At 73.6% G+C, this 18,330-nt stretch carries 15 protein-coding genes; 5 read left to right on the plus strand and 10 right to left on the minus strand.

The genetic code is table 11. The annotated features are described in order from the left end of the window. Window positions 1-72 precede the first annotated feature (72 nt). A complete protein-coding gene (locus OG242_RS13990) occupies window positions 73-1,497 on the plus strand; it encodes a glutamate decarboxylase (protein ID WP_405898485.1) in 1,425 nt (474 codons plus the stop codon). Window positions 1,498-1,506: 9 nt separating this feature from the next. On the opposite strand, the gene OG242_RS13995 is transcribed toward OG242_RS13990, so the two are convergent. From OG242_RS13995 to OG242_RS14005, 3 genes are read right to left on the minus strand one after another with little or no spacing between them, the layout of a single operon-like run. Further along, window positions 1,507-2,112 (minus strand): PadR family transcriptional regulator, encoded by a 606-nt coding sequence (locus OG242_RS13995; RefSeq protein WP_405898486.1) that lies wholly within the window; start codon window positions 2,110-2,112, stop codon window positions 1,507-1,509. 57 nt (window positions 2,113-2,169) lie between these two features. Continuing rightward, entirely contained in the window at window positions 2,170-3,627 is a 1,458-nt protein-coding gene (locus OG242_RS14000; RefSeq protein WP_405898487.1) for an aldehyde dehydrogenase family protein, read from the minus strand. Between the two features lie 54 nt (window positions 3,628-3,681). Beyond that, entirely contained in the window at window positions 3,682-4,563 is an 882-nt protein-coding gene (locus OG242_RS14005) for a helix-turn-helix domain-containing protein (RefSeq protein ID WP_405898488.1), read from the minus strand. Between the two features lie 329 nt (window positions 4,564-4,892). On the opposite strand from OG242_RS14005, the gene OG242_RS14010 reads away from it, so the two are divergent. Further along, complete coding sequence (locus OG242_RS14010) at window positions 4,893-5,393, plus strand: ATP-binding protein (protein ID WP_405901604.1); 501 nt, start codon at window positions 4,893-4,895, stop codon at window positions 5,391-5,393. A gap of 111 nt (window positions 5,394-5,504) precedes the next feature. On the opposite strand, the gene OG242_RS14015 is transcribed toward OG242_RS14010, so the two are convergent. Further along, window positions 5,505-5,741 (minus strand): DUF397 domain-containing protein, encoded by a 237-nt coding sequence (locus OG242_RS14015; RefSeq protein WP_018102227.1) that lies wholly within the window; start codon window positions 5,739-5,741, stop codon window positions 5,505-5,507. 249 nt (window positions 5,742-5,990) lie between these two features. Here OG242_RS14015 and OG242_RS14020 point away from each other — a divergent pair, with 249 nt between their 5' ends. Then, a complete protein-coding gene (locus OG242_RS14020) occupies window positions 5,991-6,494 on the plus strand; it encodes a hypothetical protein (RefSeq protein WP_405898489.1) in 504 nt (167 codons plus the stop codon). Between the two features lie 2 nt (window positions 6,495-6,496). On the opposite strand, the gene OG242_RS14025 is transcribed toward OG242_RS14020, so the two are convergent. Together OG242_RS14025 and OG242_RS14030 are read right to left on the minus strand one after the other, a co-directional pair. Then, a complete protein-coding gene (locus tag OG242_RS14025) occupies window positions 6,497-8,641 on the minus strand; it encodes an FUSC family protein (protein WP_405898490.1) in 2,145 nt (714 codons plus the stop codon). 68 nt (window positions 8,642-8,709) lie between these two features. Next, window positions 8,710-9,867, minus strand: a complete 1,158-nt coding sequence (locus tag OG242_RS14030; protein ID WP_405898491.1) for a DUF2786 domain-containing protein — start codon at window positions 9,865-9,867, stop codon at window positions 8,710-8,712. Window positions 9,868-9,983: 116 nt separating this feature from the next. Here OG242_RS14030 and OG242_RS14035 point away from each other — a divergent pair, with 116 nt between their 5' ends. Then, window positions 9,984-11,669 (plus strand): bifunctional 3'-5' exonuclease/DNA polymerase, encoded by a 1,686-nt coding sequence (locus OG242_RS14035; RefSeq protein ID WP_405898492.1) that lies wholly within the window; start codon window positions 9,984-9,986, stop codon window positions 11,667-11,669. Window positions 11,670-11,793: 124 nt separating this feature from the next. Here the strand turns inward: OG242_RS14035 and OG242_RS14040 are convergent, their stop codons facing one another. Together OG242_RS14040 and OG242_RS14045 are read right to left on the minus strand one after the other, a co-directional pair. After that, entirely contained in the window at window positions 11,794-12,657 is an 864-nt protein-coding gene (locus OG242_RS14040; protein ID WP_405898493.1) for a carbohydrate-binding protein, read from the minus strand. 114 nt (window positions 12,658-12,771) lie between these two features. Next, complete coding sequence (locus OG242_RS14045; RefSeq protein ID WP_405898494.1) at window positions 12,772-14,136, minus strand: alpha-lytic protease prodomain-containing protein; 1,365 nt, start codon at window positions 14,134-14,136, stop codon at window positions 12,772-12,774. A gap of 198 nt (window positions 14,137-14,334) precedes the next feature. Between OG242_RS14045 and OG242_RS14050 the strand changes: the two genes are divergently transcribed. Next, window positions 14,335-15,018, plus strand: a complete 684-nt coding sequence (locus OG242_RS14050; protein WP_405898495.1) for a phosphotransferase — start codon at window positions 14,335-14,337, stop codon at window positions 15,016-15,018. Between the two features lie 6 nt (window positions 15,019-15,024). Here the strand turns inward: OG242_RS14050 and OG242_RS14055 are convergent, their stop codons facing one another. Both OG242_RS14055 and OG242_RS14060 read right to left on the minus strand, forming a co-directional pair. Then, a complete protein-coding gene (locus OG242_RS14055) occupies window positions 15,025-17,475 on the minus strand; it encodes an FtsX-like permease family protein (RefSeq protein WP_405898496.1) in 2,451 nt (816 codons plus the stop codon). After that, window positions 17,469-18,203: an ABC transporter ATP-binding protein gene (locus OG242_RS14060; protein WP_405898497.1), complete on the minus strand. Its 735-nt coding sequence runs from the start codon at window positions 18,201-18,203 to the stop codon at window positions 17,469-17,471. Before OG242_RS14060 ends, OG242_RS14055 begins: the two co-directional genes overlap by 7 nt. Window positions 18,204-18,330 lie beyond the last annotated feature (127 nt).

The raw sequence follows: 18,330 nt of genomic DNA on the forward strand, positions 1-18,330 counted from the left end.
GCGCGCGGGCCCCGCCCGTATCGTCGGATTCGTCCGGTCTCGCGGGCGCGAGCCGAGAAAGGCAGGTCCGTGATGCCGCTCCACCAGGGCTCGGCGCACGACGGCGAACCGTCGGCGGCCCACCGCAAGCTGGCGCTCAACCCCTTCTACGGGGTCGCCGACCCGGTCGCCGGGATGGAGTCGGCGCCGCCCCGGCACCGGATGCCCGACGGGCCGCTGCCGCCCCACACCGCGTACGGGCTCGTCCACGACGAGCTGATGCTGGACGGCAACTCGCGGCTCAACCTCGCCACCTTCGTCACCACCTGGATGGAACCCCAGGCCGGGGTGCTGATGGCCGAGTGCCGCGACAAGAACATGATCGACAAGGACGAGTACCCGCGCACCGCCGAGCTGGAACGGCGCTGCGTGTCGATGCTCGCCGACCTCTGGCACGCACCCGACCCCTCGGCGGCCGTCGGCTGTTCCACGACCGGGTCCAGCGAGGCGTGCATGCTCGCCGCGATGGCGCTCAAACGCCGCTGGGCGGCCAAGAACGCCGACCGCTACCCGGCGAGCGCCAAGCCCAACCTGGTGATGGGGGTGAACGTGCAGGTGTGCTGGGAGAAGTTCTGCACGTTCTGGGAGGTCGAGCCGCGCCTCGTGCCCATGGAGGGCGACCGCTTCCACCTCGACCCGCAGGCCGCCGCCGGCCTGTGCGACGAGAACACCATCGGGGTCGTCGGCATCCTCGGTTCCACCTTCGACGGCAGCTACGAGCCCGTCGCGGAGCTGTGCGCCGCCCTGGACGACCTCCAGGAGCGCACGGGCCTCGACATCCCCGTCCACGTCGACGGGGCCTCCGGCGCCATGGTCGCGCCGTTCCTCGACGAGGACCTGGTGTGGGACTTCCGGCTTCCCCGGGTCTCCTCGATCAACACCTCCGGCCACAAGTACGGCCTGGTCTACCCGGGCGTCGGCTGGGCCCTGTGGCGCTCGCCCGCCGAGCTGCCCGAGGAGCTGGTCTTCCGGGTGAACTATCTCGGCGGCGACATGCCCACCTTCGCGCTGAACTTCTCCCGGCCCGGCGCCCAGGTCGTCGCGCAGTACTACACCTTCCTGCGGCTGGGCCGCGACGGCTACCGGGCCGTGCAGCAGGCGGCCCGGGACGTGGCGACCGGCCTGGCCGCGAAGATCGAGGAGCTGGGCGACTTCCGGCTGCTCACCCGGGGCGACCAGCTCCCCGTCTTCGCGCTGACGACCAAGCCCGAGGTGACGGCGTACGACGTCTTCGACGTGTCGCGGCGGCTGCGCGAGCGGGGCTGGCTGGTGCCCGCGTACACCTTCCCGGCCGACCGAGAGGACCTGGCGGTGCTCCGCGTCGTGTGCCGCAACGGCTTCTCCTCGGACCTGGCGGAACTGTTCCTGGAGGACCTGCGGCTGCTGATGCCCGAACTGCGCGCCCAGCCGCACCCGCTGACCCGCAACCAGAACGCGGCGACCTCCTTCCACCACTGAGGCGGGCCGCTACCCGGTCGCGTACGGGTTCTCCTCGCCCTCGGCGAGCACCCCCACGAACGGGTCGCCCTCGCCCGCGAAGACGTACGCCCCGCCCTCGATCCGCTCGATCAGACCGCGCGTCCACTCCGCGCCGGCGTCCGCCGCGTGGACCCACATGTTCATGATCTCGCCGATGTGCCCGCCCGACCCCGGGGTGTAGCGGTCGGTGACATCGGTGCGCCAGGCCGCCAGGTGCGCCAGCCGCTCCCGGAGCAGGTACACCGCCTCGGAGCGTTCCAGGTCGACGATGAAGCCGATGCCCGCCGAGAGCACGTCCATCCTCTGGTCGTACGAGGTCAGCGAGGCGCGCAGCAGCGCGAGGTACTCCTCGGTGCCGCGCTCGGTGACCTCGTACTCGATGCGCGGCGGGCCGCCCGCGGTGCTCGGGGCCACCTCGTGGGCGAGCAGCATGCCCTGCTTCGCGAGCTGCTTCAGCGCGTGGTAGACGGAGCCGGGCTTGGCGTTGGACCACTCGTGGGCGCCCCAGTACTCCAGGTCGTTGCGGACCTGGTAGCCGTGGGCCCGGCCGTGCTGGCGCACAGCGCCGAGGACCAGCAGCCGGATCGCGGACATGCCCTCCACCTCTCTGGTCAACCCGTCGACCAGCCTAACGGGCGGTGTCCGGCGAGGTCAGAAGGGGAAGACGCTGCGGCCGTGCTGGACGGAGATCCACTTCTGGGTGGTGAACGCGTCCACCGCCGCGTCCCCGTTCATCCGGCCGAGTCCGGAGTCCTTCTCGCCGCCGAAGGCGATGCCCGGGTCGTCGTGGACGGTGGAGTCGTTGACGTGGAACATTCCGCTCCGGATCCGCTGGGCGAAGCGCACGCCCCGCCCGGTGTCCGCGGTGTGCACGGCGCCGCTGAGCCCGTACGGGCTGTCGTTGACGATCCGCACCGCGTCGTCCTCGCCGTCGAAGGGCACCAGCAGCGCGACCGGGCCGAAGATCTCCTGGTGGAGCAGCGGGGAGCCGTCGGGCAGCCCGGTGAGCACGGTGGGTCCGACGAGGTTGCCGCGCACCCGGCCGCGCACCGGCGCCCCGGCGCCCTCGGCGATCGCCTGGTCGACGAGGGCGGCCAGCGAGTCGGCGTGGAAGGTGTTGATGACCGGGCCGATACAGGTGTCGGGCTCGCGCGGGTCGCCGGTCTTCAGGGCGGCCACCCGGGCGCAGAACTTCTCGGTGAACTCCGCGGCCACCGGGCGGTCCACCAGGATGCGGTTGGCGGCCATGCAGACCTGGCCCGAGTAGATGAACCGGCTGAAGACGGCGGCGTCGACCGCGTAGTCGATGTCGGCGTCCTCAAGGACCACCAGGGCGCTGTTGCCGCTGAGTTCGAGGACGGTGCGCTTGAAGAGGCCGCCCGCGGTGGCGGCGACGTGGCGGCCGACCCGGTCGGAGCCGGCGAAGGAGATCACCTGGGGCACGGGGTGCTCGATGAACGCGTCGCCTATCTCGGCGATGTCGGTGACGACCACGTTGAGCAGTCCGGCCGGCAACCCGGCCTCCTCGAAGATCTTCGCGATCAGGCCACCGCCGACGACGGGCGAGTTCTGGTTGGCCTTGACGACGACCGCGTTGCCGAGCGCGAGGGCCGGGGCGACCGACTTCATCGTCACCAGGAGCGGGAAGTTGAACGGGCTGATGACGCCGACGACCCCGACGGGGAGCCGGTAGAGGAGGTTCTCCTTGCCGTCGGTGACGGAGGGCAGGATGCGCCCTTCCGCGGCCGTCGCCTGCCGGGCGGCCTCGCGCAGGAACTCCTGGGTGAGGCTCAGTTCGTACTCGGCCTTGGCGCGGGTGCCGCCCAGCTCGTCGATGATCGCCTCGGTGATCTCACCGGCCAGCCGCTCGGTGACCCGCTGCGCGCGCTCCAGGACGTCACGGCGCCGGAAGGGGCCCGCCGCCGCCCACTCCCCCTGCGCGCGCTCGGCGGCACGGTAGGCGAGGTCCACCTCGGCGGCGGTGGCGATGGTGATCGCGGCGAGCTTCTCCCCGTTGTACGGGTTGAAATCGATGATGTCCCAGGAGCCGGTGCCCGTCCGCCATTCACCGTCGATGTACTGGCCGGCCAGCTCTTGGAAGAAGGACATGCGATCCCTTAACTCAGGTGCAGACTCCTGTAGGAGCGCCATCGTACTGAAATTTCAGGAGAGTTGGAGAAGTCCCCGAAGCAGGTCACGGCTCTCTTCCGGGCCGGGGCTGTCCTCGTGGAGCAGTGCCATCGCCTTTTCGTACTGGGCGACTTCTTCTTCCTTGTCCAGATAGAGCGCGCTTGTCAGCTGCTCCAAATACACGATGTCCGACAGATCGGATTCCGGGAATCGCAGCATCGTGAAGGAGCCGCTCTCCCCGGCGTGTCCGCCGAAACTGAACGGCATCACCTGGAGCGTGATGTTCGGCTGCTCCGACATATCGATCAGATGCCGCAATTGCGCCCGCATCACTTCCCGTCCGCCGTACGGGCGGCGCAGCGCCGCCTCGTCCAGCACGGCGTGGAAGCGGGGCGCGCGCTCGGACACGAGGGCCTTCTGCCGTTCGAGCCGGAGCGCGACCCGGCGCTCGATCTCGGCGGAGGGTGCGCCGCGCATGCCGCGCGAGACGACCGCGTGGGCGTATTCCTCGGTCTGCAGCAGCCCGTGCACGAACTGGACCTCGTAGATCCTGATGAGCGAGGCCGCCCCCTCCAGACCGACGTACGTCTGGAACCAGCCGGGCAGCACGTCCCCGTAACTGTGCCACCAGCCCGCCACGTTGGCCTCACGGGCCAGGGAGAGCAGGGCGTCGCGCTCCGCCTCGTCCGTGACGCCGTAGAGCGTGAGCAGATCCTCGACGTCCCTGGCCTTGAAGCTCACCCGTCCCAACTCCATGCGGCTGATCTTCGACTCGGAGGCCCGGATCGAGTAGCCGGCCGCCTCGCGCGTGATGCCGCGCGAGTCACGCAGTCTCCTGAGCTGGGAGCCCAGCAGGATGCGCCGCACCACGGACCCACTCGACTCGCCTGCCGCCACTGGTCCAACCCTCCCCATCGCTTCCTGGCATCGGGGCTCCCCCTGAACCCCAAGAGCCGGATTCTGCCATCAAAACGCTTCAGCCCGTACTCATTCGATTACGGAAATGGGAAGACCTTTGGAAGACGGCGAAACAGCGCGTGGGAAGAAATGAGCAAGAACCGGACGGGGTCGGACAGGTCCGGCGCGTGCACGTGCATCTGCCCTTGCATCTGCCGTGCGCATTCGGAACCATGGGGCCCGCGCACCTGCGTGCTCGTTCGTGTTGTGCCGCTGTACCCGGTACGCAAGTGCCGGCGCAGCCGCGATTCCCGGGAGTGCCTCGCATGGGGACGAATGGATCGACGATGCTCGAGCCGTTACGGCAGGGGCTTCCCCCCATCGATCCCTCAGCCGTCTCCGGATCCGCCACCTGCACACTGCCCCCGCGCTACGAAGCGGTGGGCGGGGCCAGGCAGTTCACCCGGTCGACCCTGGGGGGCTGGGGACTCAGCGAGCGCTTCGACGACGTCGCCCTGGTCGTCTCCGAGCTGGTCACCAACGCCCTGCGGCACGCCCTGCCGGCCGACGCCCCGCGCGACACCCAGGAACCTGCCGTACGGCTGCACCTGATGCGCTGGACCTCGCGGCTGGTATGCGCGGTGCGCGACCCGAGCCAGGCGAGCCCGGTGGCCTCCGAGGCGGCGGACTCCGCGGAGTCGGGGCGCGGCCTCTTCCTGGTGGAGTCCTTCAGCGACTGCTGGGGCTGGCACCCCTCGCCCGTCCTGAGTACGGAGAGCACCCCGGGCACGGCGGCGGCACGGGGCAAGGTCGTCTGGGCACTGTTCAGGCTGGCCGACCCGGTGTGACGGGGGGCGGTGCGACCGGCCGGCGCACCGCGTGACACACCGGCCCGAGGGCCGGATTCCGCTCCCAGCGAGCGGAATCCGGCCCTCCGTCGTGTCCGGAAATCGCGGTTCTCAGCCCACGAGATGGTCGAACTCGCCGTCCTTCACGCCCAGCAGCAACGCCTCTATCTCCGCCGGTGTGTAGACGAGCGCGGGCCCGTCGGGATGGCGGGAATTGCGCATGGCCACATCCCCGTCGGGCAGTTTCGCGAACTCCACGCAGGAACCCTGGGAGTTGCTGTGTCTGCTCTTCTGCCAGACGACTCCGCGAAGCTCTGTGGCCGCCATGCCGTTGTACACGTGGTGCACAGGACGCTCCCCGAGTTGCAAGGTGCAAGTGTCAACTGACCCGGATCATAGCTGTGTTCAATTTTCGATGCATGAGCGGATGCACGAGCAGATGCACGTGCACGCGGGGTGTTCCCGCGATTACAGCTTCTTCCGGGATAGACGTACGAACGGGCTCTTCGGCTCCCGATTCCGGGAGTTGACTCCTCGGCGCCCCCGGCGGCCCACTGGTAGCTTGGGCGGCCATTCGTCTTCCAGGGGGAATTCCACATGCACAAACTCGCACGTACCGGCGCAGTCCTCGCCACCGGTCTGCTGACCGCGCTCGCGCTCGCCGGTTGCGGAAGCGACGGCGACTCCGGCAAGGATTCCGGTTCCGGCGCGAACCCGACGACGGGTGACGCGTCCTCCGGCGGGGACGGCGGCGGGGACTCAGCGGGCGACGCGAAGGCCCTGGAGGGCGCCTGGGCGGGCCAGGCCGGCGGCAAGCCGGTGGTGCTCTCGGTCGCCGACGGGAAGGCGGTCGTCGTCGCCGACTCCCACGTCTGCTCGGGCACCGTCTCGGGCACGGGCAAGCCGGAGCTGGAGCTGAAGTGCGTCGACGGCGACACCACCCGCGTCACGGGCGCCGTCGAGTCCAACGACGGCAGAACCGTCGTCGTCGCGTGGGGCTCCGGGACCAAGGACACGCTCGTCAGGACCGACTCGGACGCGCTGGAGAACCTCCCGGACCTGCCGGACATGCCCGACCTCCCGGACCTGCCGGCGCCGTGACGTCACGACGTCAGCCCCTGTGAGAAGTCCTCCAGGGCTTCGAGCAGCAACGTGACGTTGTTGCGTACGAGTTCGGCCCCGGCGGGAGGCAGCGCCCCGGCTTCCGGCGCCTCCTCCCGCGCCCGGCACTCCGCCTCCCAGCTCTCCAGGGCCTCCCGCACCGGCGTCCAGTCCGGCACCCGCCGCTCCCGCACCGCCTTCGCACCCCGGTCGGTGGCCCGGCGCAACTCCTCGGCGAGCCGGGCGGCCCCCGGTACGGACGTGGCCCCCTTCCTCGGGATGTGCGCCTCCAGGAGCATCGCGACCCGGCCGAGCTGCGCCAGGGCGTGCTGGGTGGCGTCGGCGGCGCCGTGCGAGAGGCCCCGGTGGCGCACCGGTTCGTGCCGGGCGGTCGCCACCGCCTCCTGCCAGGCGACCCTGGCCTCCCGGGTCGCGAGCAGCGCCCGCCGCACGTCGTCCCGGCCGCGCTCGGCCGGGTCCGCGTACTGGTCGACGACCGCCGCCGCGTACCGGCCGTCCTCCTTGAGCCAGTCACCGAGCCGGCTGCGCAGGCGCGGGGTCTCCCAGGCCGGGTAGACGGCGTACGAGAGCATCGCCAGGAGGCCGCCGGCCAGGGTGAGGAGCACCCGCTCGAACACGGTCTGGGTGAGGTCGTCGCCGGCCATGCCGAGCAGGAAGACGACGTACGCGCCGACGCACGCCTGGGCGACCGCGTAGCCGGTCCGCATCAGCAGGTACATCAGCAGGGCGCAGACCACGGCGAGGGCGGCGAGGGGTCCGTTGCCCGGGTGCGCGGCCTCGACGATCGCCGAGGCGAGGGCCACCCCGACGAGGGTGCCGCCGAAGCGTGCAACCGCGCGGGAGTACGTCTGCGAGAACTCCGGCCGCATCACCATCACCGCCGCCAGCGGCGCCCAGTAGCCGTGCCCGAGCGGCAGCAGGCGGCCGATGAGGTAGCCGACCGCCGCGACCGAGGCGAGCCGGACGGCGTGCCGCAGGATCGGGGAGCCGGGGTGCACCTCGCGGCGCATCGCCCCGAGGATCACCGGCACCAGCGCCAGCAGGCCGGGGCGGGGGTGGTGTGCGGCGGGCAGTTCACCGCCCCGGCTGCCCTTGATGGCGTCGGCGGCCTCCTCCGCTCCGGCCCGCTCCTCCTTGGTGCCGTCGCCCTCGGCCGCCTCGATGACGTCGGAGAGCAGAGCGGTGAGCCGGTCGGCGGCGCGCAGCGGCGGGCCGGTGAGCAGGGCCCCGGTGTCCGGGGTCTTCAGCGCGGCGACGGCGGGCGCGGGCAGCCTGACCGGGTCGCCCTTGCGGATCGCCCGGGCCGCCGCGTCGAGCAGTGATCCGGCGGCGCCCAGGAGCTCGCGGACGCGGTCGCGCCCGGGGCCCTCCGCGGGCACGCCCATGGTCGGGTCGGCGAGCGAGGCCAGCACGGGCCTGATGCGCTCGGCGACCCCGCGTGAGCCATGCAGTTCGGCGGGGCGGCGGCGGGCCTCGCGCGCGGTGACGGCGGCGGCCCGGCGGGCGAGCATCAACGGCACCGGGTCGAAGTGGGCGGCCGGGTCGTGGCGCAGCCGCCGGGCGTAGTCGGCCTCGGCGGCCAGGGCGTCGGCGAGCGCGTCGCGCTGGGCGCCCCATCTGCGGATCGGGAAGAGCACGATCAGCGCCGCCTGGACGACCCCGCCGAACATGATCATCGCGCCGTGCAGGGCCGCCTGGGCGGCGGAGGTCGGCAGGGTGATGGTGACGAGCATGATCGCGACGTTGGACGCGGCGATGATGCCCCCGGTCGGGCCCGCCGCCCAGGCGAGCCCGGCGAGGAAGGTCCAGACGACGAGGAGGACCACGAAGAGCAGGAGATGGGTGCCGGTCACATAGCCCACGAAGGTGGACAGGCCGAGGCTCACGCCGGAGACGAGGGCGAGCACGGGCCGGGGGCGCCAGCTGCGCTGGAAGGTGGCGATGGCGGCCTGGAACGCGCCGAACGCGGAGCTGGCGGCGACCACGGGTCCGAAGAGCGCGAGGCTCACCCCGATGACCAGGGCGAGCCCGGCAGCGCCGCGCAGCGCGATCAGGGGTTCGAGGCGGCGCCGCTCGATCTTCAGGCCGGAGCGGGCGGTCTCCTTCAGCGCCCGGAGCCAGCTCATGTGCCGAGCCTAACCGGAATCACCGTTTTGCCCGAGTTGTACGGGAAGGGGGCTTCGTCGGCGGTCACTCAGCCCCGGATGCCCCGCGCCTCCCCGCCCATCCGCGCCCGGTCCGCCGCCGCCGTGCCGTGGGTCCAGCCGTCCAGGTCCGTGGCGCCCCTGACGCGGGTGGTCGTGGTGCGGGGGAACATCTGGTCGGCGGTCTCGGTGACCGCCAGGTCGCGGGCGGCGAGCACCGGGAGCAGCGCGGCGCCCGCGGTCGCCTCACCCTCCGCCTCGGCCGTGGCGCGGGCGGTGCCGTCGGCCAGCCGGCTGCCCAGGCGCTGGGCGTACGCCATCAGGAAGGACTGCCGGAACGTCTTGGTCCGTTTGCGTCCGCCGGCCCGCTGGCCCGCCTCCGCCCGGGTCATCGCGGCGGTGCCCTGCACGAGGAGCGAGGTGTGGAGCAGTTCCACCGCCTCCAGGTCCGCCTCGAACCCGACCACCGTCGTGAAGCCGAGGTCGCTGTTCCACACGGCCCGGCAGCGGTTCGCCGAGGCCACCGCGTCCAGCAGGATCGCCTTGGCCGTCTCGTACGGGGCGTCCACGCCGATCCGGCAGGCGCCCGGGGTGCGGCCGCCGTGCGTACGGGCCGCGAGCAGGGCCTCGTCGATGCTGTGCCGGGCCATCAGCTCCTGCGCCTTGGTGGTCAGCGCCTCCGCCTCCTCCGGATAGCCGGTCGCCTCCGCCTTCGCCAGCAGCGCGCGGATGCGGGTCAGCATGCGGGGCTCACCGGCGACGGGCGGCCGGTGCAGGGCCTCGCGCGCCGCGCCCGGCGGTGGCCCGACGGGCTCGATGGCCGGGAGGTTCAGCAGCAGCCGGTGGAGCGCGAGGAGCGCGGAGGCGTACGAGAACCGGTCGGGCCGGCCCGGGGGCGGCGCGGCGGGCAGCTCGTCGAGCTGGGGCCGCCAGCGCGGCGGCAGCTCGTCGTAGCGGCGGACCTCGGAGGCGATCAGCCCGGCGGCCAGGCCCGCCGCGTGCTCGTCGAGGTCGCGGCGGACGAGGCGGACGACGTCGGCGGGCAGCCAGCCGCGCTCCCAGGCCCGGCGGACGAACTCCTCGCCCCGGCGGGCCAGCTCCGCGTCGGCCTCCGGGGCGGCGGCGAGCAGCGAGGCGCCGGCGTCGAGACCGGCGTCGCCCTCCGCGTAGAGGGCGGCCGCGAACGCCTGGTCGATCACCGATTCCATCCGCTCAGGGTAGGCGTCCGCCGTCCACAGCCTGTGGATATCGAACACGCGACCGGTCCGGGGGGGCGGTCCGGTGCTCGCGGCCGTTGTCAGTGCCGGGTGCCAGACTCGCTCGTATGACCGAACGCTGGGCGCTGGCCGTCACGGAGAGCGGGGGCGCGCGCCTCGCCCCGCTGGACCGCTCCGGCGGCCCCGCGGGCCCGGTCCTGACCGAGCCGGACCTGGCCGGCGCGGTCCGCTCCCGCCCGGACGTCACCCGCTGGGTGTGGCGCTCGACGGCCGAGGTCTACCCCCGGCTGCTGGCCGCCGGGGTGCGGGTGGAGCGCGCCTACGACGTGGAGGCGGCGGAGTCCCTGCTGCTCGGGCACGAGGGCCGGCTCGGCGAGCCCCGGTCCGCCGCCGCCGCGCTCGCCCGGCTGCGCGGCGGTCCGGTGCCGCCCGATCCGCCGCCCCGGTCCGCGGAGCCCGGCTCCCAGTCCTCCCTGTTCGAGCCCGCCTCGGGTCCGGGGCTGCCGTTCGACGCCCTGACCGACGTGTACGCGGCGCAGCTCGCGCGGCACGACGCGACGGACCGGCCGGACCGGATGCGGCTGCTGACCGCCGCCGAGTCGGCGGGGATGCTGGTGGCCGCCGAGATGAACCGGGCGGGCCTGCCCTGGCGGGCCGACGTCCACCGCGAGGTGCTGCACGAGCTGCTCGGCGAGCGGTACGCGGGCGGTGGCGAGCCCCGCCGGCTGGCCGAGCTGGCCGACGAGGTGTCCGCCGCCTTCGGCCGCCGGGTGCGCCCGGACCTGCCGGCCGATGTGGTGCGGGCCTTCGCGCAGGCCGGGATCAAGGTGCGCTCGACGCGCCGCTGGGAGCTGGAGGCCCTGGACCACCCGGCGGTCCGGCCGCTCGTCCAGTACAAGAAGCTGTACCGGATCTGGACGGCGCACGGCTGGAGCTGGCTCCAGGACTGGGTGCGCGACGGCCGCTTCCGCCCCGAGTACCAGCCGGGCGGCACGGTCAGCGGGCGCTGGACGACGAACGGCGGCGGGGCGCTCCAGATCCCGAAGGTGATCCGGCGGGCCGTCGTCGCCGACGAGGGCTGGCGCCTCGTCGTCGCGGACGCCGACCAGATGGAGCCGCGGGTGCTGGCCGCGATCTCCCGCGACCCGGGCCTGATGGAGGTGGCGGGCCACGAGGGCGACCTCTACACGGCGCTGTCCGACCGCGCCTTCCACGGCGACCGCGACCACGCCAAGATCGCGCTGCTCGGCGCGGTCTACGGGCAGACGTCCGGGGACGGCCTGAAGAATCTGGCGGCCCTGCGCCGCAGGTTCCCGCGCGCGGTGGCCTATGTGGACGACGCCGCGAAGGCGGGCGAGGAGGGCCGCCTCGTACGTACGTGGCTGGGCCGGACCAGCCCGCCGGCGGCCGGTCACGGGGAGGACGGGGAGGCGGGCATCCCGCAGGAGGAGGACGGGAGGCGCTCGGAGTTCACGCCCGGTTACGCCTCGTCGGACGCGAGGGCCCGCGGCCGGTTCACACGCAACTTCGTGGTCCAGGGCAGCGCCGCGGACTGGGCGCTGCTGGTCCTGGCGGCCCTGCGCCGGTCGATCGCCGAGGCCGGGCTCCGGGCCGAGCTGGTCTTCTTCCAGCACGACGAGGTGATCGTGCACTGCCCGGCGGCGGAGACGGCGACGGTCGCGGTGGCGATCCGGGAGGCCGCCGAGCTGGCCGGCCGGACGGTCTTCGGCGAGACCCCGGTGCGCTTCCCGTTCACCACGGCTGTGGTGGAGCGCTACTCGGACGCGAAGTGAGGGGGCGCGCGTACGGCCCGAGCCGAACCCCCTCCGGCCCGGGCCGTGCCGCCCCGCGTGCCCCGGGGAGAGAGCCCGGGGCACGGGGGCGCGGCGGTTGCGGTCGCGCCGCAGGGCTGCCTGTCTACCCGCGTTCCCACAGCGCGGGGACATTCGGCGGCTCCCAGCCTGTCAGGGCGGTGTGAGCCTGCAGACAGCGGTACGCGACCCCGCCGTATGTGACGCGGTTGCCCGCGGTGTAGGACGTCCCGGCCTTCCAGGTGCCGCCCGGTTCGGTCGGCGGGTCGGTCGGGTCGGTCGGGGGATCGGTCGGGTCCGTGGGGTCCTGGGCGACATCGAGGACGAAGTCGAAGGTGCCCTCCTTCCCGGAGCCCACCGCCCGTACGTTCATCAGCAGCGCCGCGTCGTACAGCATGTCGGTGCTGTTGCGCGGCTCGCCCGGGAAGTACAGCTGCGTGGTGAGGATGCCGGAGCCGGGCGCCTGGGCCTTCACGTGGATGTGCCGGGTGCGGCCCGGGTAGAGCCCCGGCACGATCGTGGTGAGCGTGAACGCCCCGTTCTGATCGGTGAACTGGTGGCCGCGGAAGCCGTAACCGCTCATGTCGTAGGCGCCGTTGGTGTCCGCCTGCCAGAAGTCGAGCAGCACGCCGGAGACGGGGCGGCACTCGCGGCCGAAGACGTAACCGCTGACGGTCAGCGGGACGCCGGGCGTCGACGCCGTCACCAGGCTGGTGCGGAGCGGGGAGTTGGGCTTGAAGTACGGGCCCTCGATCTGGTCGTGCGTCGGCTCGTCGCCGTCGTCGCAGTCCGGGGTCGGTGCGAGCGGGGCGCCGCTCGCGCCGGTGTCGCGCGCCAGCGCCACCCCGCCGCCCGCGAACAGCGGTACGGCGGTGGCCACGAGCGCGGCCTTGAGGAGGGACTTGCGGCTGATCGCCGGGCCGCCTGCCGCTTCGGCGGGGGCGGTGGGTTCCTGGGACTCGGAGGGCATGGCTGACGGACTCCTCGGGGTGGTGGGGGAAGGGCACGTGCGCGGTGCGGGGGCCCGGGGCTGCGTCGCCCCGGACCCGTTCCTCTCGCCTGAGGGGCTGGAGTGGCGGTGGTGTTACAGGGCCTGCCACAGGGCGGGCACGTTCGGCGGGGTCCAGCCGGGTTGCGCCTGGTGGCCCTGGAGGCAGCGGTAGCTCGCCGAGCCGTACGTCACGACGGCGCCGGCCGCGTAGGTGGTCCCGGCCGCCCAGGTGCCGCCCGGGTTGGTCGGCGGGTCGGTCGGGTCCGGCGGGGTGGTCGAGCCGTTGGTGACCAGGGTCAGCCCGTACGCCTGGAGCGCCGGGTTCAGCGGCTGGAAGTACGTCACACCGCCCTGGGAGCAGTTGCCGGTGCCGCCGGAGGTGACGCCCTGGGCCTGACTGCCCGAGATGAACGAGCCGCCGGAGTCGCCCGGTTCGGCACACACGTTGGTCCGGGTCACCCCGGAGACGGTGCCCTCCTGGTACGTGACGCTGCTGTTGCGCTGCTGGACCGTGCCGCAGTGCCAGCCGGTCGTCGAGCCGGACCGGCAGACGGAGGAGCCCTCGATCGCCTCGGTGGAGCCGGTGACCGTCACGTCGCCGTTGCCGTAGCCGTTGACCAGCGGGCGCGGGGTCCAGTTGGTGTTGGTGACGACCCAGGAGTAGTCGCGGCCGGGGAACGTGGAGCCCTGGAAGGAGCCCTGCGCCTGCTGGTTGTAGCCGCTGGTGGAGACGCCCGGCGTGCCGCAGTGCCCGGCGCTGACGAAGCCGCCCTGGGTGCCGCGCTTGACGGGGAAGCCGATGGAGCAGCGGCCGGAGCCGTTCATGTAGTACGCGTCGCCGCCGCGCAGGTCCGTGAAGGTGCGGGGCTGCTCGGTGGAGCGGGTGACCGTCACCAGGCCGGCGGAGACGCCGGCCTTCGCGAGGAACGCGTCGGCGGCGGACGCCTTCGCGGTCTGGACGACGACGTGGTTGCTGCGCACGTCGACGTACCAGGCGGGTATGTCCTTCGGCGCGGTGCGCTGCGCGACCCGGTCCAGGGCGGCCTTGGCGGCGTCGAGTTCGGCGAGGCTGTGGTCGACGACCTCGGCGCGGGCGCCGGCCTTCGCGATGCGGGCGGCGTCCGCGGCGTCGGTGGTGGCGACGGTCAGGTCCGCGGCGTCACCGCTGACCCGGGCCCCGGCGAACCGGTCGCCGAGCGAGTACCGCAGCCCGGCGGTGACGGCGGCGGCGCGCGACTCGTTGCCGATGCGGCCCCGGGCCTCGGTGGCGGTGAGCCCGAGGTCCCGCTGCATGGCCTTCAGCAGGCCCGGCGAGAGCTGGGCGGCGTCCGGCACGGGGGCGGGGGCGGCGGGATCGGCGGACGCGGTGCCGGTCAGCCCGGCGAGCGCGAGCGCGCCGACGGCCACGGTGGCGGTACACGCGGCCAGGGCCCGTCTGCGGAGCACGGATCTCTCCACGGAACTCTCCTTGAATTCGGGGGAACTGCTGCTGCGGGGGGAATGCTCCGGCGGAAGCACTGCGGGGGATTCGCCGCCAAGGTAGCCGCGTACACGTCAGCTTCAGGAGATCCCGTCCGCCCCATCGCACCGCGTTATGGGGCGGACTGCGCCGGGCCTGAACCGCCGTCGTATACAGGGCCCGAGTAGGTTCCCCTCATGCGAATAGGCCAACTGCTGGGCAGCGGACGCAACGCGGACGTGTACGAGCTGGGCGAGGCGTGGGTCCTGCGGCGTTACCGGGACGGGATGGACGCCACCCGCGAACTGCCCGTCATGTCCTACCTGTCGGCCTCCGGCTACCCGGTGCCCCGGCTCGGCCCGCAGCCCCCGTCGGCCGGTCCCGGCGACCTGGTCCTCCAGCGCCTGTACGGTCCGACGATGCTGGAGTCGCTGATGTCCGGGGAGGTCGGCGCCGAGGAGGGCGCCGAGCTGCTGACCGGTCTGCTCGCCGGCCTCCACACCGTCCCGGCCCGGCTCTCGCCCGACCCGGACGACCGCGTCCTGCACCTGGACCTGCACCCGGACAACGTGGTGCTCACGCCGGACGGGCCCATGGTCATCGACTGGAGCAACACCGAGGAGGGCCCGCCCGCCCTGGACCGGGCCATGTCGGCGCTGATCCTGGCGCAGGTGGCGGTGGACCCCGCGCACCCGGCGGCGGACGGTGCCCGGCAGCTGGTCACCGCCCTGGTGCCGCGCCTGGCCGCCGACGACGGCATCCCCGCGCCCCACCTCGCCGACGCGGCCGCCCGGCGCGCCCTCAACCCGACGATGAGCCCGGCCGAGACGGCGCTGATCGGGGAGGCGGCGGGCCTGGTCACCGCGCTCGCCGGCCGGTAGTACGCCCTACTCCCGTGACCCGGCGAGCTCCACCGGCCGGGTGCGCAGGGCGAGCGAGGCCGGCAACACGGCGAAGACCACCGCCAGGGCCGCACTCACCGCCACCGCCGGCCCGACGGCCTCCCACGGCACGACGACCGACGCCGGGACGTCGAGGCGGCCGAGCGCGGCCCGTACGCCGAGCAGGTTCAGCGCGGCCACCGCCCCGCCGAGCACCGCGCCCACCACGACCACGGCCAGTGCCTCCGCCCCGGCCAGCCGCAGCACCTGCCCCCTGGTCGCCCCGGCGAGGCGCAGCACGGCGAAGTCGCGGACCCGGTCCGCCGTGGCCATGACCTGGGTGTTGGCCAGGGCGATCCCCGTGTAGACCAGGGCGATCGCGAGGATCATCAGCAGTCCGGTCCGGGTGCTGCCGCCGCCCTGTACGAGTGTCGCGGCCCACTGCTCGCGGGTCAGCACCTCGGTGCCGGTCGCCCGCCCGGCGGCGCGCAGTCCGCGCTCGACGGTCTGCCGGTCCGCGCCGGCGCGGACGGCGATCTCGACGCGGTCGATGCCGGCACCGGCCGCGTTGTGCGGGGTGAGGTAGACGCCGTTGTCGCCGGTGCCCTTGGCGAGCACGGCCGCCACGCGCAGGGTGACCGCGCGGCCGTCGCCGAGCCGGACGCTGACGCGCTCGCCGACCCCGTGGGTCTCCCACTCCTCGTTGACGACGATCGAGCGGTCGTCCAGGTCGGCGAGCCGGCCCGCCACCACGGGCAGCGCGGACACGGCGGCGGCGTCGGCCGGGTCCACGGCCCGGGCGTCGGAGCGGATGAGCGCGGTGCCCTCTTCGAGCACGGTCACGGAGGTGGCGCGCGAGGCGCTGACCCGGGCGCCCTCGACGCGGCGGGCGCGATCCACGAACTCCTGCGATACGTCACCGTGTCCGGCCCCGGCCACGAAGTCCGCGGTGACCTGGCCGCGCGCCTCGGCCGCCGTCGCCGCGTCGATGGTCGCCTTGGTGCCCATCAGGGACGCGGCCAGGGCGACGGTGACGAGCACGGGCGCGGCGACGGCGGCCGTCCGGCGCAGCCCGGCGGAGGCGTTCTCCCGGACCAGGAGGCCGGTGGCGCCCGGCAGCCGGGCGGGCAGCCAGGTCAGGAGCCGGAGCGCGGGGCGCACCAGGACGGGCGCGAACAGGGCGCAGCCGACGATCAGAAGCATCGGCTGCGTGGTGTACGTCTTGCGCTTCAGCAGCCCCGCGGGGTCCTGGACGAGGCCGGTGACCGCCAGGACCGCGCCGGTGAGCAGGACGGCGGCCCCCAGCAGCACCCGTACCGGCGGCATCGTGCCGCTGTCCACGGCCGCGTCCCGCAGCGCCTCGGCCGGGCGGACCCGCCCGGCGCGGTGGGCCGCGGCGACCGATCCGGCGAGGGCGACGGCGAGGCCGGTCCAGAACGCGGTGTGCAGCGGCCAGTTCTGGTCTCCGATGGCGAACCAGGCGGGTGCGAGGCCCTGTCGGACCATCCAGTGCGCGAGGAGGGGCGCTCCGGAGAGCCCGAGCCGGCAGCCCGCCGCCGAGGCGAGGACGCCGACGAGCGCGGCCTCCGCGTACACCAGCCGCCGCACCTGGCCGGGTGTCGCGCCCGCCATGCGCAGCAGGCCGAACTCGCGGCGGCGCTGGGCCACGGCGAAGGAGAACGTCGAGGCGACGACGAACACGGAGACGAAGGCGGTGATGCCGGCGGCGGTGCCCAGCAGGGCGTTCACGGAGACCAGCGCCTCGGCGTCCCGGTCCGGGTCGGGGTCGGCCCGGCGCCGGTCGTCCCCGGTGAGGACGGCCAGACCGGAGCCGTCGCCCACGGCCGCGCGGACCTCGGCCGGGTCGGCCTGCACCACGACGGCGTCGATGTCCGGGGAGAGCCGGGCGGCGTCGGCCTCGGTGAAGAACACGGCGTGCTCGAAGGGGGCGGGACGGACGGTACCGGTCACGGCCCAACTGCCGCGGCCCGCAGGAGTGGTGAGGGTGATCCGGTCACCTGCGGAGGCGGTGCCCGCTGCTACCACGACCTCTCCGTGGGCGGCCGGAGCCCGCCCGGACAGGAGCCGGTACGGGGTCGCGGCGGCGACGGACCAGGGGTGCCCGACCGCTTCTCCGCCCGACACCGCGAACGTACGGTCCACGGCCGTCCGCCCCAGCCCTTCAAGCCGCTCGGCGACAGCCGCCGGAACAGGCCGGGGGTCGGTCAGCTTCTGCGTACGGACGCCGACTGAGGTCCGTACGCGCACCTCATCCGCCCCCCGCACCACCACCGGCGCGGCGGCGAACCGTTCCGGAGCCTGCGCCGGGCCGTCGAACGTCGCCGCGAGGGCGAGCCCCGTCGTGGCGATGATGCCCACGCCGAGGGCCAGCGCGAGGAAGGAGCCGGCCAGGGTGACCCAGCGGGTCCGTATGCCTTGGAGTACGAGCTTCAGCACGGGACGGCCCCCATCCGCGTCATGCGGGCCGCGATCTCGCCGGCCTCCGGGGCGTGCAGCTCGTCGCGCACGCCGCCGTCCGCGAGGAACAGCACCCGGTCCGCGTAGGAGGCGGCGACCGGGTCGTGCGTCACCATGATCACGGTCTGGCCGTCGTCCGCCATCGTGCGCAGCAGCGTCAGCACCTCGCGGCCGGTCGCGGAGTCCAGCGCACCGGTGGGCTCGTCGCCGAAGAGCACGTCGGGGCGGGTGACCAGGGCGCGGGCGAGCGCCACCCGCTGCTGCTGGCCGCCCGACAGCTCACCGGGGCGGTGCCCGGCCCGGCCGGCGAGGCCCACCCGGTCCAGGACTTCGAGTACGTCGGCGCGCTTCGGGCGGCGGCCGGCGAGCCTGAGCGGCAGGGCCACGTTCTGCTCGGCGGTGAGGGCGGGGAGCAGGTTGAACGCCTGGAAGACGAAGCCGATGCGGCTGCGGCGCAGCAGGGTCAGCCGGCGCTCGCTGAGCCCGGTCAGTTCGGTGTCGCCGAGGAACACCTGCCCGGCGGTGGGCCGGTCGAGGCCTGCCGCGCACTGGAGCAGGGTGGACTTGCCGGAGCCGGAGGGGCCCATGACTGCGGTGAAGGAGCCCCGGGGGATGTCCAGGCTGACCGCGTCGAGCGCGGTGACGGCACCGGAATTCCCGGCGTAGGACCGGGTGACCGAACGGAGTCGGACGGCTGCGTGATTCATGCCCTCAGCCAACCGCCGCCTCGCCCACGGCACATCACAGCGAGAGGGCGTCTTCGGGGTGGAGGCAGCTCCACCTCAGGGGTGGAATCCGCTGGGTGGTCCGGTGCCGCCCGCGCCGCCTACCGTT

Source organism: Streptomyces sp. NBC_00727, assembly GCF_045161745.1.
GTDB lineage: Bacteria > Actinomycetota > Actinomycetes > Streptomycetales > Streptomycetaceae > Streptomyces.